General features: G+C 65.4%; 18 protein-coding genes. 15 read left to right on the forward strand and 3 right to left on the reverse strand.

Annotated features, from left to right (window positions below; all coding sequences use genetic code 11):
* Nucleotides 1–57 precede the first annotated feature (57 nt).
* The 14 genes from queA (at nt 58) to RMP10_RS14120 (ending at nt 12,553) form a co-directional block, all read left to right on the forward strand.
* The gene (queA, locus tag RMP10_RS14055; RefSeq protein WP_310570846.1) at nt 58–1,119 is read left to right on the forward strand and encodes a tRNA preQ1(34) S-adenosylmethionine ribosyltransferase-isomerase QueA; all 1,062 of its coding nucleotides are present in this window, start codon (nt 58–60) and stop codon (nt 1,117–1,119) included.
* A gap of 133 nt (nt 1,120–1,252) precedes the next feature.
* Nucleotides 1,253–2,410, forward strand: coding sequence for a tRNA guanosine(34) transglycosylase Tgt (gene tgt / locus RMP10_RS14060; protein ID WP_310570847.1), 1,158 nt, complete (start codon nt 1,253–1,255; stop codon nt 2,408–2,410).
* Nucleotides 2,407–2,757, forward strand: coding sequence for a preprotein translocase subunit YajC (gene yajC / locus RMP10_RS14065; RefSeq protein ID WP_310570848.1), 351 nt, complete (start codon nt 2,407–2,409; stop codon nt 2,755–2,757). Before tgt ends, yajC begins: the two co-directional genes overlap by 4 nt.
* A gap of 7 nt (nt 2,758–2,764) precedes the next feature.
* Complete coding sequence (gene def, locus RMP10_RS14070) at nt 2,765–3,331, forward strand: peptide deformylase (protein ID WP_310570849.1); 567 nt, start codon at nt 2,765–2,767, stop codon at nt 3,329–3,331.
* A gap of 18 nt (nt 3,332–3,349) precedes the next feature.
* Entirely contained in the window at nt 3,350–4,315 is a 966-nt protein-coding gene (gene fmt, locus RMP10_RS14075; protein ID WP_309670578.1) for a methionyl-tRNA formyltransferase, read from the forward strand.
* A 19-nt stretch (nt 4,316–4,334) separates the two neighbouring features.
* The gene (gene rsmB / locus RMP10_RS14080; RefSeq protein ID WP_310570850.1) at nt 4,335–5,678 is read left to right on the forward strand and encodes a 16S rRNA (cytosine(967)-C(5))-methyltransferase RsmB; all 1,344 of its coding nucleotides are present in this window, start codon (nt 4,335–4,337) and stop codon (nt 5,676–5,678) included.
* Nucleotides 5,678–6,241, forward strand: a complete 564-nt coding sequence (locus RMP10_RS14085) for a PASTA domain-containing protein (protein ID WP_310570851.1) — start codon at nt 5,678–5,680, stop codon at nt 6,239–6,241. The genes rsmB and RMP10_RS14085 overlap by 1 nt, the downstream gene beginning before the upstream one ends.
* The gene (gene rpe, locus RMP10_RS14090) at nt 6,238–6,903 is read left to right on the forward strand and encodes a ribulose-phosphate 3-epimerase (protein ID WP_310570852.1); all 666 of its coding nucleotides are present in this window, start codon (nt 6,238–6,240) and stop codon (nt 6,901–6,903) included. The genes RMP10_RS14085 and rpe overlap by 4 nt, the downstream gene beginning before the upstream one ends.
* Nucleotides 6,900–7,451: a TlpA disulfide reductase family protein gene (locus RMP10_RS14095; RefSeq protein WP_310570853.1), complete on the forward strand. Its 552-nt coding sequence runs from the start codon at nt 6,900–6,902 to the stop codon at nt 7,449–7,451. Before rpe ends, RMP10_RS14095 begins: the two co-directional genes overlap by 4 nt.
* A 96-nt stretch (nt 7,452–7,547) precedes the next feature.
* Nucleotides 7,548–8,645 carry a tRNA (adenosine(37)-N6)-threonylcarbamoyltransferase complex transferase subunit TsaD gene (gene tsaD / locus RMP10_RS14100; protein WP_310570854.1) on the forward strand — a complete coding sequence of 366 codons (1,098 nt, stop codon included), beginning with the start codon at nt 7,548–7,550 and terminating at the stop codon, nt 8,643–8,645.
* Nucleotides 8,646–8,697: 52 nt separating this feature from the next.
* Entirely contained in the window at nt 8,698–9,525 is an 828-nt protein-coding gene (locus RMP10_RS14105; RefSeq protein ID WP_309672240.1) for a prolipoprotein diacylglyceryl transferase, read from the forward strand.
* 338 nt (nt 9,526–9,863) lie between these two features.
* Nucleotides 9,864–10,151, forward strand: a complete 288-nt coding sequence (locus RMP10_RS14110) for a FeoA family protein (RefSeq protein WP_309672239.1) — start codon at nt 9,864–9,866, stop codon at nt 10,149–10,151.
* 57 nt (nt 10,152–10,208) lie between these two features.
* Nucleotides 10,209–12,410, forward strand: coding sequence for a ferrous iron transport protein B (gene feoB, locus RMP10_RS14115; protein ID WP_310570855.1), 2,202 nt, complete (start codon nt 10,209–10,211; stop codon nt 12,408–12,410).
* Entirely contained in the window at nt 12,407–12,553 is a 147-nt protein-coding gene (locus tag RMP10_RS14120; protein ID WP_309672237.1) for a FeoB-associated Cys-rich membrane protein, read from the forward strand. Before feoB ends, RMP10_RS14120 begins: the two co-directional genes overlap by 4 nt.
* 19 nt (nt 12,554–12,572) lie before the next feature.
* On the opposite strand, the gene RMP10_RS14125 is transcribed toward RMP10_RS14120, so the two are convergent.
* From RMP10_RS14125 to RMP10_RS14135, 3 genes are read right to left on the reverse strand one after another with little or no spacing between them, the layout of a single operon-like run.
* The gene (locus RMP10_RS14125) at nt 12,573–13,277 is read right to left on the reverse strand and encodes a hypothetical protein (RefSeq protein WP_309672236.1); all 705 of its coding nucleotides are present in this window, start codon (nt 13,275–13,277) and stop codon (nt 12,573–12,575) included.
* Nucleotides 13,277–13,969 (reverse strand): HAD hydrolase-like protein, encoded by a 693-nt coding sequence (locus RMP10_RS14130; RefSeq protein WP_310570856.1) that lies wholly within the window; start codon nt 13,967–13,969, stop codon nt 13,277–13,279. The genes RMP10_RS14125 and RMP10_RS14130 overlap by 1 nt, the downstream gene beginning before the upstream one ends.
* Complete coding sequence (locus RMP10_RS14135) at nt 13,966–14,928, reverse strand: DMT family transporter (RefSeq protein WP_309672234.1); 963 nt, start codon at nt 14,926–14,928, stop codon at nt 13,966–13,968. The genes RMP10_RS14130 and RMP10_RS14135 overlap by 4 nt, the downstream gene beginning before the upstream one ends.
* Nucleotides 14,929–14,998: 70 nt before the next feature.
* On the opposite strand from RMP10_RS14135, the gene RMP10_RS14140 reads away from it, so the two are divergent.
* Nucleotides 14,999–15,424: a hypothetical protein gene (locus tag RMP10_RS14140; protein WP_310570857.1), complete on the forward strand. Its 426-nt coding sequence runs from the start codon at nt 14,999–15,001 to the stop codon at nt 15,422–15,424.
* The last annotated feature ends 124 nt before the right edge of the window (nt 15,425–15,548 follow it).

Here is a 15,548-nt window from a genome sequence, read left to right on the forward strand (position 1 = left end):
CCGGACTGTTGCGCTGAGGCGCCGATTCGATTGTCTTTCTGCGCTTCCATGACCGCAATGCCTGACTCCGTCGACGCGATTCCCCATCAGGGAACCCGCACGTCCGATTATGACTACGAGCTCCCTGAGGAGCGCATCGCGCAGCGTCCCGTCGAGCCGCGCGATGCGAGCCGTTTGCTTGTGGTCGACCGGCGAGACGGCAGTATTGCCCATCGCACGTTCCGCGATATCGCCGACTTGATTCCGTCAGGCGACGCCATCGTGGTGAACACGACCAAGGTGTTCCGGGCGCGACTACTTGGGCATCGGGAAAGCGGCGGACCGGCGGAGATCCTGCTGCTCCGCCCGGTCAACGATGATCACTACGAAGCGATGATTCATCCGGGCGGCAAGCTGCGTCCGGGTCGCGTGGTCACGATCGCTCCCGACTTCCGCGTCGAAATCGTGGACACGACGCCGCGTCGCACGCGCATTGTGCGCCTGCACACCAACGGTGATGTGGCCGGTACGATCGAGAAGTACGGACATGTCCCCCTGCCACCGTACATCGAGCGCGCCGACGAGTCGGGCGACATCGCCCGCTACCAAACGGTGTACGCCGAAACGGTCGGGTCGGTCGCGGCTCCCACGGCAGGTCTGCATTTCACCCCCGACCTGCTCGACGCGCTGCGCGCGCGCGGCGTCGAGATGGCGAATGTGCTGTTGCATGTCGGCGCCGGCACGTTTCGCCCGGTGAGCGACGAGGATCCGTCACAGCACGTGATGCACGAGGAATGGTGCGAAGTCACCAGCGATACGGCGCACCAGTTGAACGCCGTGCGGGCGCGTGGCAATCACGTGTGGGCGATCGGCACCACCAGTGTCCGCACGCTCGAAACCGCTACCGATGTGCACGGCGTGATTCATCCGTTCAGCGGCGAGACCAATATTTTTATTCGTCCGCCCGCAACGATTCGCGGCATCGACCGGCTGGTCACGAACTTCCACCTACCGAAATCCACGCTCATCATGCTCGTGGCCGCCTTCGCGGGTTACGACCTTACGATGCAGGCGTACCGCACCGCCGTGGCCGACAAGTACCGGTTCTATTCGTACGGCGACGCGATGTGCGTTATTTAGAGTTCAAGAACTGATCACACAGAGACAAGGAGAAAAGGAGAAAAAGAGAACTCCTTTTCTCTTTTTCTCTTTTCCCCTGTGTGATCGGTTCAGCAGAGCCAACGATGCCCCCGACCTCCCGCGAAGCCCCTTAGTGACCGCCCCCTTCTCTTTCGAACTCACCGCCACCGACGGCCAGGCCCGCGCCGGCGTGTTCACGACGCCGCACGGCATGATGAACACGCCGCAGTTCATGCCGGTCGGCACGCTGGCGTCGGTCAAGGCGCTCGACCCCGAGGATCTGCAGCGCCTTGGCGCGACCATGATCCTGGCCAACGCGTATCACCTGCGCCTCCGGCCCGGCGACGAGATGATCCGCACCATGGGCGGCTTGCATCGCTTCATGCATTGGGACGGCCCGATACTCACCGATTCCGGTGGCTTCCAGGTGTTTTCGCTGGAAGGGCTGCGCACGATCAACGAACAGGGCGTCGAGTTCCGCAGCCACCTGGATGGGTCGCTGCAGCAGTTCACGCCGGAATCCGTCATGCGCATCGAGCGCAACCTGGGCGCCGACGTGATCATGCAGTTCGATCACGTCGTGCCGGGCCAAACGGAGGCGGGACTGGCCCGCGTCGCGATGGAGCGCAGCATCCGGTGGCTGGAGCGGTGCCGGGTGGAATTCGAGCGGCTGCTGCGGGAAGACGCCGAGGCCCCGACGCCGGTGCAGGCCCTCTTTCCCATTGTGCAGGGCGGCATCCACGCCGACCTGCGGCGGGAATCGGCGACGGCCATCCGGAACGCCGCCGACTGGGTCGGACTCGGCATCGGCGGCCTGTCGGTGGGCGAAGCCAAGCCCGACATGTACGCCATGCTCGACGTGGTCAACGAGGCGCTCCCGACCGATCGGCCCCGGTATCTCATGGGCGTCGGCTTCCCGGAGGATCTGGTAGAAGGGGTGGCCCGCGGGGTCGACCTGTTCGACTGCGTCGCCCCCACGCGGATGGGGCGGACGGGTGCCTTTTTCACGACGACGGGCCGCCGGAGCATCAAGAACGCCGCCTGGCGCCTCGACCCGGGGCCGCTGGACGACGAGTGCACCTGCGCGGCCTGCAGCCGCTTCTCCAAGGCCTATATCCGGCACCTGTTCGTGTCGGAAGAGATCCTCGGACTGCGCCTCCTGAGCCTCCACAATGTACATTTCCTTGTTGCGCTGATGCGCGACGCACGCGCCGCTGTTCAGGCCGGCACGTTCCAGGGCTGGAGCCGTGACTGGCTCGCCCGCTATCACTCACGATCGACGCCTTCATGAGCTTCTCCGTCCTTGCCAGCTTCGCCGCCCTGCAGTTGGGTGGCAGCAGTCAGATCGCTTCCATGATTTTCATGTATGGTGCGATCTTCGCGATCTTCTACTTCGTGCTCATCCGCCCGCAGCAGCGGCAACGGAAGGCGCACAACGAGCTCGTGCAGACGCTCAAGAAGGGTGATGAGATCGTCACCGCCGGCGGACTCGTGGGCGAAGTCGTGCACATCAATCCGGTGAACAAAGATGGTGCGGTGAGCATGGAAGACCGCATCACGATCAAGACGGGTGAGTCGAAGGTGGTCGTCGAGCGTGGCCGCATTTCGCGCGTCGGCTCCTCCACCCCGGCGGCCTGAGGTATCCGTGTCGTTGCTCGATATTCACGTCCTGGGTTCGCCGATACTCCGCCAGGACACAGAACGCGTCGAGCAGTTCACGCCGGAGTTGCGGCGGCTGGCTGACGACATGTTCGACACGATGGACAAGGCCAAGGGTGTCGGTCTCGCGGCGCCACAAGTCGGGCGTCGTGAACGGCTGGCGGTGGTCGAGGTGGACGACGAGCGGCTGGTCGTCATCAACCCCGAGATCATCCTGAAGGAAGGCTCGGTGCGCGGCGAGGAAGGCTGTCTCTCGATTCCCGAAGTGTACGCCGACGTAGACCGGTTCTCGCGCGTGATCGTGCGGGCGCAGGACATCGACGGCGTCTGGTACGAAGTGGAGGGCACCGAACTGCTGGGACGATGCCTGCAGCACGAAATCGACCACCTGCACGGCCGGTTGTTCACCGATCGACTCAGCCTGCTCAAGCGTCGCGCCGCGATGCGCGAGTGGGAGTACCAGAAGGCGAAGTACCCGAAGCTCCTGCGCGTGCTCCCCGTCGGCGATCTGCCGAAAGAGCGCGACGCCACGACATCCGACTCGAAGACATAACCGGAGACCGCCCCACCCGTGCGCATTCTCTTCTGGGGCACTCCCGATTTCGCCGTTCCGCCGCTCCGCGCGCTGATTGGCGAAGGACACGACGTGGTCGGCGTCGTCACGCAGCCCGACAAGCCGCGCGGCCGGTCGCGCACGCAGCTCGACCCGTCGCCGGTCAAACGTGTCGCGCTCGAAGAAGGCATTCCCGTGCTACAGCCCGAGAAGCCGCGCGGGGATGAGTTTCTCGACGCCATGCGGGCCCTCGCGCCCGATGTGTCGGTGGTCGTCGCCTACGGCTGTATCCTGCCCAAGGCCGCGATCGACCTGCCCGCCCTCGGCACGCTCAACATTCACGGGTCCATCCTGCCCGCGCTGCGCGGCGCGGCGCCCATTCAGGCGGCGATTCTCGAAGGCCTCACAGAAACGGGCATCACGATCATGCAGATGGTGCCCGCGCTCGATGCCGGCGACATGCTGCACGTGCTCCGCACGCCCATCCAGTCCGACGAGACGTACGGCGAGCTGCACGACCGACTCTCCGAACTCGGTGCTCTGGCCATCGTACAGGCGTTGGCCATGATCGACGCGCAGATCGTGCAGCCGATCGCGCAGGACGACGCGCAGTCGACCTACGCGTCGAAGATCGATCGCGATATGGCGCGTCTGGATTTCACCTGGTCGGCCGAGCACGTGTCGCGCGTGACGCGCGCCTTTGATCCGCGACCGGGCGCCTTTGCCAGCCTGCGCGGCGTGGAGACCAAGCTGTTCAGCGTACGCGTGGTCGGAGACGGTACGAACGACGAACTCGACGAGCCCACGTTGGCGAGCCCGCCAGGCACGGTACGCTCGGCAACCGACGACGGGCTGCTGGTCCGCTGCGGCGAAGGCGCCGTGCGATTCATGGATGTCCAACCCAGCGGCAAGCCACGCATGACCGCCGCCTCGTTGGCGCGTGGCCGTGGCGTGTCGGCGGGCGATCTGCTCGAGCCCGCGTGAGAAACCGCGTGAACACCGTATGATGGCCGTCGTGAAGAAGAAGCCACACAACATGCTTGGCATCACCGAGTCGCGTGCGTCAGCGGCCATGGTGCTGGCCGACCTGCGCAATGGCGCCATGCTCGATGCCGCCTTCGAACGCTACGTCGCTCCGCTCGATGCGCGCGATCGTCGCTGGGTGCAGGAGCTGCTCTGGGGCATGCTGCGCACGCGCAATCGCCTCGACGCGATTCTCGCCGAGCGCGTGCGCGGCGGTATCGCCAAAATCGATGTCGATGTGGCCGATCTGCTGCGGCTCGGCGCCTATCAGCTGCTCAGCATGGGCAGCGTGCCGGCCTATGCTGCCATCGGACAGACGGTCGAGCTCACCAAGCGTCGGCATGGCATCGGCGCCAGCAAACTGGTGAACGCCGTGCTGCGTCGCATCGATCGCGAACGCGAGACGATCGAGCCGCCAGTGCCGAACGAACCGCTGGAAGCGCTGGCGCAGCGCTATTCGCATCCGCGCTGGGTGATTTCGCGGTGGGTTGATCGCTGGGGCATGGAAGACACCGAGCGGCTGTTGGCGGTGAATAACGAGCCCTCGTCGATCACCGTGCGAGCGTACGGCGTGGATCGCGTGCAACTCGACGGCATGCTCACCGGTGCCGGCGTCACCACGCACGACGTGCCGCTCGTACCCGACTCTATCCGCCTCGGACCGGGGGTGGCGCTCACCGAGCTTGGCGCATTCAAGCAGGGCGCGTTCTTCGTGCAGGATCCGGCCGCCACGCTGGTGGCCACCTACGCCTTTGTGCCCGAAGGCGGCGTCGTGGTCGACCTCTGCGCGGCGCCGGGGGGCAAGGCGCTCGAGCTGTCACGTCGCGCGCGGCTGGTGTTCGCGGCCGACGCCAAGATGGCGCGCGTGGAACGCATGCTGACCGGCTTTGGCCGACTCGACGCCACAAACCTTGTCCCCATCGTGTGCGACGCCCGCCAGCCCGCCATCGGCGAGGCCGATGTGGTGGTGATCGATGTGCCGTGCACCGGCACCGGCACCTTCCGCCGGCACCCCGACGCGCGCTGGCGGCTGCGCATGTCCGACTTCGCCGTGTTGCCGGCGCTGCAGCGCGAAATTCTGCTCGCGGCCGCCGCGATGGTGAAGCCGGGCGGATTGCTGGTGTATAGCACCTGCTCGCTCGAACTCGAGGAGAACGACGACCAGATCGAGTCGTTTCTGGCGACGCACAAGGAGTTCACGTTGGAACCACCGCCGGCCGGCACGGTACCGGAGGAGGTGTTGGACAACGGACTCCTCCGCGTATTGCCGCAGCAGCACGGCACCGACGGCGCCTTTGCGGCGCGGTTGCGGAGAGCGCTGTAATGGCCTCGGCGAAGAAGCCCGGTACGCGTACAACGCGCGGACCGATGTCGAAGACAACGCGCACGTGGCTCATTCGAGGTGCCGTGGCGGCCCTCGCGGGTCTCATCCTCGGCGGTGCCGGCGGCGTGGTCACCGTGCGCACGCTCGAACCGGGACGCGCCAACGCGGTGGACTCGGTGCAGGCGGTGCTGGACAGCATCGCCCGCGGCACGATCCCCGAGCCCACGGCCGCGGAACGCGACGTGGAGTCGAAGCGTCAGGCTGACAGTGCGTCACAAGCCGCACAAACGGGCGACAGCGCCGTCAAGGAAGAGGTGCTGCTGCCAGTCCCAGATGTCGTCGGGCTCGAAGAAGGCCCGGCCCGCGACAAGCTGCTCGAAGCCGGGCTGCTCGTGGGCGATGTGCAGTTCCGTGCCAGCAGCAGTCCAGCCGGTATCGTGCTCGCCACGACGCCGCCCGGCGGCAGTTTGCTCGCATCGAGCGGCACCGTTTCACTCGTGATCAGCGATGGACGTTCCCCCGCTGACACGCTGTTCACCCCTCAGCGTCATCCCGCTCCATGACCGTTCGCATTGCCCCCTCCGTACTCAGCGCCGATTTCCGCAAACTTGGGCAGGAAATCGCCATGTGCGACGCCGGCGGTGCCGACTGGATTCACGTCGACGTGATGGACGGTCGCTTCGTGCCGAGCCTGTCGTTCGGCGTGAAGGTGATCGAAGCGGCGCGTCGTTCCAGCTCCAAGGTCATCGACGTGCATCTCATGGTCGTCGAGCCGGAGAACTATTTCGACGACTACGTGAAGGCGGGCGCCGATGTGCTCACCATTCACGCCGAAGCCGCCCCGCATCTTGACCGGCAGATTTCGCGTATCAAGTCGCTGGGGTGCAAGGCCGGCGTCGCACTCAATCCCGCCACACCGCTGTCGGTGATCGAGGAAGTCGCGCACATGGTGGACCTGGTGCTCATCATGAGCGTGAATCCGGGCTACGGCGGGCAGCAGTTCATCGAGTACTCTGTCGACAAGATCGCGCGCGCGCGCCTGTTGCTCGATCAGGCCAACAGCAACGCCGTGCTCGAAGTCGACGGCGGCATTTCGCGCGATACGATTCATCGCTGCTGGGAAGCGGGCGCCGACACATTCGTGGCCGGCAACGCAATCTTCGGCGCGGCGAATCCGCAGGCGGAAATTGAAGTACTGCGCAGTCTCTGTGTGGAGCAGGTATGACGGCCAAACAACAGTGGCTCGTGGTGCTCGGTATCGTGGCCGTGCTGGTGGGCGGCGCATTCACCGCCTCGCACTTTCTGAAGGACGAACTCACCAGCGTTTCGATCGGCTCCGACGCGCCGGGCTTTGCTGCGAAGACGCTCACGGCCACGCCGGCCATGAAGACGCTTACCGATTATCGCGGCGACGTCGTGCTGCTGAATATCTGGGCTACGTGGTGCATTCCGTGCCGCACCGAGATGCCCAGCATCGAAGCCGTGCATCAGGCGCTCGGACCCAAGGGACTGAAGGTCGTGGCCGTGAGCGTCGACAACGAAGGCGAGCAGCAGAAGATCCTCGATTTCGCGAAGGAGTTCAAACTGACCTTCGAGATGTTGCACGATCCGGACGGTTCGATCCAGAGCATTTACCGAACCACGGGCGTTCCCGAAACGTTCGTGATCGGTCGTGACGGTGTGATCCGCAGGAAGATGATCGGTGCGGAAGACTGGAACTCCGAAGGCAATCAGCGACTGCTCTCGTCGTTGCTGGCCGAACCCAAGCCGTAGTGAGTCAGGTCAGTCGCGTGGCGTGGCCGAACGTCGTGCGGGCGCTCTCCGCCATCGTACTCGCGGTGGCGCTGTGGCTGTACGTGCATGCCGTGCATGTCTGACATCGCGTCTGGTATCGCCTGTGATAGCGCGCCGCGCCGCGTGCTCGGCATCGAGACGTCGTGCGATGAGACGTCCGCGGCCGTGGTGTTCGGTACGCCAACCGACATGCGGCTCGAGTCGCTGGTGATTCTCTCGCAGGACGTGCATCGGCTGTTCGGCGGCGTGGTGCCGGAGATCGCGAGTCGTCAGCATCTCACCGGCATCGTGCCCGCCGTACGCACCGCGATGTCCGACGCCAACGTGTCGTTTGATGATCTCGACGCGATCGCGGTCACGCACGCGCCGGGACTCGTGGGAGCACTGCTGGTGGGCACGAGCTACGCCAAGGCATTGGGCTACACGCACAACACACCGGTCGTGCCGGTGCACCATCTCGAGGGGCATCTGTTCGCGACGCTGCTCGAACACCCCGAGGCCAAGCCGCCGTTCACGGCGTTGCTGGTGAGTGGCGGGCACACACTGCTGCTCGATGTGGAAGCCTGGGGCCGCTATCGTTTGCTCGGCCAGACGCGCGACGACGCCGCCGGTGAAGCATTCGACAAAGTCGCCAAGCTGCTCGGCCTGCCGTACCCGGGTGGTCGCCCGCTCGAAGAATTGGCGCGCACCGCCGATTCGCCCGTGCACAAGCATCCACATCGCTTCCCGCGACCGATGCTGCGCAAGTCGGCCGAGCCGGGCGACGACGATTACTACGACTGTTCGTTCAGCGGTCTGAAGACCGCGGCGATGTACGCCGTGCGTGACGCCGAGAAAGCGGGTGTACTCGACGAGCAACGCGCCAGCATCGCGCGCGGCTTTCAGGATGCGCTGATCGAAACACTCGCCGAAAAGGTGGCGCGCGCCGCGCGTCGCTATCGTCGCACCCGGGTGGTGCTGGGCGGCGGTGTGGCGTGCAACCAGGCGCTGCAGGAGGCGATCCGCGAGCGGGTCGCACCGCGCGGCACCGTGTTCGCGCCCATGCCACGACTGGCCACTGACAACGCCGCCATGATCGCCGCCGCTGGGCTGTTCCGGTTCGAGGCCGGCGAGCGGGCCGATTCCACGATGACCGCACAAGCATCGCTGCCAATTCCCGGTATCTTTTCGTAAGCCGGTAGGTATCCGCACTCCCTACCCCCTACTCCCTACCCCTTACTCCTCTGTGCATCCCATCATCCACCACCCCACGGTCTTCAAGTTCGGCTTTCTCGAACTGACCGGATTCGGACTCGCCGTCCTTATGGCGTTCGTGATCGCGCAGATCGTCTGCCAGCGCGAGTTCTGGCGCCGTGGACAGAATGCGGAAGCGGAGGCGATGCCGGACATTGTGCTGGCGGCACTGATCGGCACGCTCATCGGAGCGAAGACGTACTACGTGGTGCTCACCGGCGACCCGTCGGCCTTCTTCAGCCGCGGCGGCTTCGTGTTCTGGGGCGGCTTTATCGGTGCCGTCGGTCTGTGCTACGCGACGATCAAGTACAAGAAGCTGAGCTTCCTGAAGATCGCCGACGTCTGCGGGATCGGCATCGCCGCCGGCTACGCCGTGGGTCGCACTGGCTGCTGGGCGGTGGGGGATGACTACGGTCGCCCGTTCAACGGCTTCTTCGCCACGCAGTTTCCCGAGGGCGCCCCGCCAAGCACCGCGGCCGTGATGTCGCAACAGTTCGGCGTCCAGTTCCCCGCCGGCACGAACATGTCGGATGTGATCGCGGTGTATCCCACGCAGCTGTATGAGACGATCATGGGCTTCGTGATGTTCGCGATCCTGTGGCGCTTCCGGAAGCACGCAAATCTGCCGGGCTGGCTGTTCGGCCTGTACTGTATTGTGGCCGGCATCGAGCGGTTTATCGTCGAGTTCTTCCGTGCGAAGGATGACCGGTTGGTGATGGGATTCTCGACGGCGCAGATCATCGGCATTGCGATTCTGACGATCGGCGTGGCGTTGATGGCGGCGAGGACGAAGCGGAGTGGCCCGCTGGCGACGGCTTGACTTTTAGCTCATGGCTCATGGCCCATCGCCCCACGGCCTTTTAGCCCATGGCTCATGGCCCATCGCCCATGGCGCAAAGCCCATCGCCTTTTAGCCCATGGCTCGTGGCCAATGGCCTTTTAGGGCTGTGGGCTGTGGGCTGTGGGCTGTGGGCTGTGGGCTGTGGGCTGTGGGCTGTGGGCTGTGGGCTGTGGGCTGTGGGCTGTGGGCAATGGGCAATGTGCTTTGGGCCATGAGCCGTGGGCGTAAAAGCCGACTCGGGTGCTCCCCATTGCGGACGGTGGCGGGTGATGTGTATACTCCAACACACGCTTTGAGAACCATTCTCATCTAATGCCGTGGCCCAGATTCAGCTCCCTACCCTGCAGTCGCAAAACACCTCCGCCGCACGGACAACGTGCGCGCTGAACGCGTGTCCGGCAGGGACTCGGGTCACCGTCGTGGACATCGAATGCTCAGGTGACGAGGCCTGCCGCCTTCGCGCGCTGGGCTTTTGTGAAGGCACCAGCGTCAACGTCATCGACGCGCGCGATGCCATGCTCCTCGAGGTGCGGGGTACCCGCCTCGCGCTCGGTTCGGCGCTCACGGCCGGCATCACCGTTCAGCTCGTCAACGCGCGCTCGTAGCGCGACTGGCGAGGCGCCCGACACGCGGCCGGTGCGCCGCGTCTGCGTCAGGATCCGGTGAGTACTCTGCAGAGCCCCCTGTCGCCCGACGATTCGGCGATTGTCCCCCCACATGCCGGCGGCAGCGCGCTCAGCGAAGCCGGCCGTGAGTCGATGCGGGTTGCCATCATCGGCAATCCCAATACCGGCAAGACCACGCTCTTCAACGCCCTCACCGGGCTACGTCAGCGCGTCGGAAATTTTGCCGGCGTCACCGTCGAGCGGGTCGAAGGCGGGTTCAAGGGCCCTGACGGCCGCCGTGTGACCGTACTGGACCTTCCGGGCAGTTATTCCTTGTCGGCGGGCTCACCCGATGAGCAGGTGGCTCTGGAGGTCCTGCTCGGTCGCGATGCCGACCGCTGGCGTCCCGATGTCGTGCTCGTGGTCGCCGACGCGTCGCACCTCGAGCGCAATCTTTTCCTGGCCAGCCAGGTCATCGAGCTCGGCGTGCCGGTCGTGATTGCGCTGAACCAGTTTGATGTGGCCGAGTCGGAGGGACTGCGGATCGACATACCGGAGCTCATCCATCAGCTCGGTGTGCCGATCGTGCCCACCGTGGCCAAGCGCGGTGAAGGGCTCGAACCGCTCAAGAAGGCGCTCGTCATCGCCGCGGGACTGCCGGCTCCCACGCGACAGTTCTCGCTCCCCGAGCCGGCCCAGGACGCGCTCGCCCCGCTCGAGGCCTGTCTCGTGTCCGACGGGCTCTCGGCCGTTGCCGCGCGCATGGAAGCGCTACGACTGTTGGGCATGCAGCGGGTCGGTCCGCATCTCGATCGCGTGCCGGGCCTCGCGGAAGCCATCACGGCCGCCTCGGACGAACTGCGCAGCGTTGGGTTCGTGCCCACTCGCCTGGAATCGGAAGTGCGCTACGCCTGGATTGCGCAGGTTATCGAGCGCACCGTAACGCGGTCACGGCCGGCCGGCTACAACGTGAGCGACCGCATCGACCGGTTTGCCCTCCACCGCGTCTGGGGACCGCTCATCTTCCTCGTGCTCATGATGATCGTTTTTCAGGCGGTCTTTTCGTGGGCCACGCCACTAATGGACGGCATCGAAGCGATCATCGCCGCCGCCGGCGGCGCGGTGGGCAACACGCTGCCCGAGGGCGACCTGCGTTCGCTCATCGTGGACGGCGTGTTTGCCGGTGTCGGCTCGGTGCTGGTGTTCTTGCCGCAGATCGCGATTCTGTTCACGTTCATCGGCCTGCTCGAACACTCGGGCTACATGGCCCGCGCCGCGTTCCTGATGGATCGCATCATGCGCCGCGTGGGCCTGCACGGGAAAAGCTTCATCCCGATGCTGTCGGGGTACGCCTGCGCCGTGCCCGGCATCATGGCCACACGCACCATCGAAGATCCGAAAGATCGCTTGGCCACGATCATGGTCGTGCCCCTCATGAGCTGTTCAGCCCGACTGCCGGTGTACACGCTGCTCATCGGCGCCTTCGTGCCGGCGACGTCGATTTTCCCGGGGCTCACGCTGCAGGGCGCGACGATGCTGTTCATGTATCTGCTCGGCACCGTGGTCGCCCTCGCCGTGGCCGCGATCTTCAAGCGCACGCTGCTCAAGGGTCCCGTGCGCCCCATGATTCTCGAGCTGCCGCCATATCGTTTTCCAAGTCTCAAGTCATTGGGCGTGTCGGTCGTGCAACGCTGCCAGCTGTTCCTGCAGCGCGCGGGTACCGTGATTCTGGCGCTCTCAATCGTACTCTGGGCGATGGCCACCTATCCGAAGGCCACCGTGGATTCGTCGCTGCCCGCAGAAACACAGCAGGAGCAACAGCTCGAGCATTCGGTGCTGGGCCGCATCGGTCACGGCATTGAACCGTTGGTGCGCCCTCTGGGGTATGACTGGAAAATCGGCGTCTCGATTGCCGCCAGCTTCGCCGCCCGCGAAGTGTTCGTTTCCACCATGGGCACGATCTACGGCGTCGGCACGGAGAGCGAGCAGGCACTCACCGAGCGACTGCAATCAGAGCGCAATGCCGTCACCGGCGAGCGCGCCTACACACCGCTGATTGCGGTTGGTCTCATGGTGTTCTACGTGTTCGCGCTCATGTGTATCAGCACGATCGCGGTCACGGTGCGTGAAGCCGGCGGCGGTCGCATCGGTTGGCAGTGGGCCGGCCTGCAGTTCGCGTACATGCTCGCGTTGGCGTGGGGCTCCGCGTGGCTCGTCTACGTGGGCGGAACGGCACTGGGTCTCGGAGGCTCGCGATGATGCCCGAACTGAACACGCAGCTGATCGTCGTCGCGCTGATCGTGGCCGGCGCGCTGTTCTTCGTGGGGCGACGCGCGTGGCGCTCGCTGGCTGCGGCGCGCAAACCAAAGAGCGGCTGCGGATCCGACTGCGGCTGCGGATAACGTCGCGCGGCAAGACGCGTTAGCGAAGTTCGGCGGCGATGCCGGTCCAGGCGTCATCGGCCGCCGCGAACACACCACGCACCGTCTCCACCCATCGCCGCCAGTCGGCGATGCGCGTGTCGAGCGCGCCACCGCGCAGCGCATCACCCGCCAGTCCCATGATCTCGATGGCGGAAAACACGGGCGCTGCTTCCTCTTCGAGGGCCGCTTCCACGGCGCGCTGCTCGGCTGGATCACCGGGGGCTTTTGACGCCGCGATCTCGGCGATGGCCCGTTCAATCTCCGTGGTGAGCGTGCGGGCATCGAGCAGCATCACCTGACGCGCTGGATCGCTCACGCCTTCCACCGAGCGGCGCGCGGCCAGGAACGGCGCGAACCAGCGATCATGCGCGGCGACTGGCGTGCCGCGCGACGAACCGAGCGACTTGAGTCCGCGCGTGAGCTCGGGCATCGCACAGGCGCGATCGAGCAGCTGTAACCCGAGCGGCCGGAGCTGATCATCGCCGCTGAGCTCCAGCACGTCGTTGCTGACGAGATACACGGTGAGTGACGACGCGCCGCCGGCGATGCCCTCGATGCCACTCAGCGACAGTCGCCACGGCGAGGCATCCAGCCAAGCCAGCACGAGCGTCTCCTGATCGAGCGTGACACTGGCCGACGCGTCGATCTCGCGACCACGCACGATGCCGACGACGCGCGCCTGCGCCGTGATGACCGAGGTCATCAGGCGAGGATCGCGGACACGACGGCGTCGGTGTCGGCGAGGTTGGTGAACACGGCCGCAGGAGTGTGCGCGGCCAGATCATCTGTGCTGTATCGACCAGTCGCCACACCGATTGCGCGCACGCCGAGCGAGCGTCCGCAGTGAATATCCGCGGGCGTGTCACCGATGATCACCATGCGGTCACCGGCGATGTCGAGACCGAGCAGGTCGAGGGCGCGACGCTGCGCGACCGCGGGCAGTTGCGGACGCTCTTCATGATCGCATCCGAAGGCATTCACCCGGAACTGGTCGAAGTCGACCTGCACCGCGTTCAGCTTGGCACGGGCTCCACGCTCGATGTTGCCCGTGAGCAAGCCCAGGGTGACATCGCTCGTGCCGCGCAGCGCCTCGAGCAGCGGTAAAATCCCTTCACACAACCGGGCCGGCGTAGCGCCTTCCCGCGTGAGTTCGCTGTTAAGTCCGTGCACGTACTCGTTGAGCAGGTCGTCGAGCCGGCTGGAGATCGTGGCGTCGGTGAAGCCGGCCTCGCGCATCTGTTCGCGCGCGATCTGCCGGTCGGTCTTGCCGTCGTAGCGATAGCTGGTATCACCGGTCGTGCCGAACACGCGCAACAAGGCGTTCTCCATGGCTCGGCGGCCAGCGCCGTCGGACCAGAGCAGCGTGCCATCGATATCGAACAAAACGAGCTTCACGAGGTCTGGACTGAGGATGAAACGGAAGCGGCGCGTTCCGCGAGCGGTCTCGCGTGTGCCGTGCGCGACAGCAGCAGTCCCGCCATGATGAGCGCGGCACCGAGTATCTGCCACACGGTGGGCTGCTCGCCCAGCATAAGCCAGGCAAAGGCAATCGCGACGATAGGCTGGAGGTTGCCGTACATGGCGGTGCGCGTGGCGCCGAGCACGCGTACCCCGCGATAGAACAGCAGATACGCCACGACCAGCGCCCCGATGCCGGCATACGTCACCGCGCCCCACTCCACCAGCGACACAGCACCCCAATCGAGCTTGATGAGATCGGGCAGCGCGATGGACACCAGCACAAGTGCGCCGCTGGCCATGGTGATCGCCGACAAGTGCAGTGGGTGCGCGGTCTTGGTGTACGGCTGCAACAGCACGCTGAATGTCGCCCAGGCGATGCTGCCGAGCGCGATCAGTCCCGCGCCCAGCATGACGTCCCGACCGCCTTCAAAGCCCTGCGCGCTACCCACGACGCACGCGACGCCCAGCAGCTGCAACCCGATGCCGCTCCATCCGCGAAGGGGCAGATGTTCACGTCCCAGCATGCGCGAAATGATGGCGATCCACGCCGGTCCGGCCGCGACCACCAATGCCGCCACGCCAGCGCGTGTGCGCGACATGCCAAAAATGAAGAACAGCTGGTATAGCCCGTTCCCGATCAGGCCAAGCAGCGCTAGCGTGATGATGTCCCGGCGCGACGGCAGCTTGTCGCGCACGCACGCGGCAATCGCGAACAGCACGATCGCCGCCATCGAGACCCGCAGCCCGTTGAACGTGAGCGGCGAGAGCGTGCGGAGTCCGGCCTTCACCACGCTGTAGTTGACGCCCCAGATCAGCGACATGAGCACGAGCCCGAGATCGGTGGTCCCGAAGCCCTGGCGGGGTGCAGCAGCTGGAGTCTGAGGCAAAGTCATGATCCCCGAAATCTAGGCACCGTGCGCGCAGCGGGTGGAATCCCCGCCGTGGGGCCGGTACCTTCCGCACATGCATGTCTCCTTTGCGCTCTTTGCCGACGCGGCGAATATCTCCCAAGAAGGGAAGCTGAACATCCTGGGCGTGTTCGATGCCGTCCATGTGGGTCAGCTCCCGGCCTTGCACCCCCGCGCCACCTTCGTGGTCCGCATCAAGGCCCTCCCCAGCGATGCCGGCGATCACGCCATGACGCTGCGCTGGGTCAACCCGCGCGGCGCTGAGCTGTGGGTGTCGAACGCCGAACTCTCCATCGCGCCGCCACCGCCCGGCACCACCGAACTCGACATGCCGGTGATCGTGCAGCTCGATCTGCCGCTCGACCTCACGGGCGACTACCGCATGATCGTGGAACTGCGCGACGAAAAGCGCGGCGAAGCGCTGCTGCACGTGAAAGGGCAGCCGGTAGTTCCGGGAGCGGCTGCAGGGATGCTCTCCTGAACTGATTAACGGCGCTAAGAATCAACGGCGCTAAGAGTGAACGGCGCGAAGAATCAAAAGCGCTAAGAATCAACGGCGCAACAGCGAACCGCGCGGTGCTGAGTACTGCGTCGCAGTTTATTCT

It is taken from the genome of Gemmatimonas sp., from assembly GCF_031426495.1.
Classification (GTDB): Bacteria; Gemmatimonadota; Gemmatimonadetes; order Gemmatimonadales; family Gemmatimonadaceae; genus Gemmatimonas.

Excerpts from the sequence above, each read along its gene's own strand:
- rsmB (WP_310570850.1), top strand. The coding sequence starts at position 4,335 with ATGATGGCCGTCGTGAAGAAGAAGCCACACAACATGCTTGGCATCACC.
- RMP10_RS14095 (WP_310570853.1), top strand. The coding sequence starts at position 6,900 with ATGACGGCCAAACAACAGTGGCTCGTGGTGCTCGGTATCGTGGCCGTG.
- tsaD (WP_310570854.1), top strand. The coding sequence starts at position 7,548 with ATGTCTGACATCGCGTCTGGTATCGCCTGTGATAGCGCGCCGCGCCGC.
- RMP10_RS14125 (WP_309672236.1), bottom strand. The coding sequence starts at position 13,277 with ATGACCTCGGTCATCACGGCGCAGGCGCGCGTCGTCGGCATCGTGCGT.
- rpe (WP_310570852.1), top strand. The coding sequence starts at position 6,238 with ATGACCGTTCGCATTGCCCCCTCCGTACTCAGCGCCGATTTCCGCAAA.
- yajC (WP_310570848.1), top strand. The coding sequence starts at position 2,407 with ATGAGCTTCTCCGTCCTTGCCAGCTTCGCCGCCCTGCAGTTGGGTGGC.
- queA (WP_310570846.1), top strand. The coding sequence starts at position 58 with ATGCCTGACTCCGTCGACGCGATTCCCCATCAGGGAACCCGCACGTCC.
- RMP10_RS14085 (WP_310570851.1), top strand. The coding sequence starts at position 5,678 with ATGGCCTCGGCGAAGAAGCCCGGTACGCGTACAACGCGCGGACCGATG.
- RMP10_RS14140 (WP_310570857.1), top strand. The coding sequence starts at position 14,999 with ATGCATGTCTCCTTTGCGCTCTTTGCCGACGCGGCGAATATCTCCCAA.
- RMP10_RS14135 (WP_309672234.1), bottom strand. The coding sequence starts at position 14,928 with ATGACTTTGCCTCAGACTCCAGCTGCTGCACCCCGCCAGGGCTTCGGG.
- RMP10_RS14120 (WP_309672237.1), top strand. The coding sequence starts at position 12,407 with ATGATGCCCGAACTGAACACGCAGCTGATCGTCGTCGCGCTGATCGTG.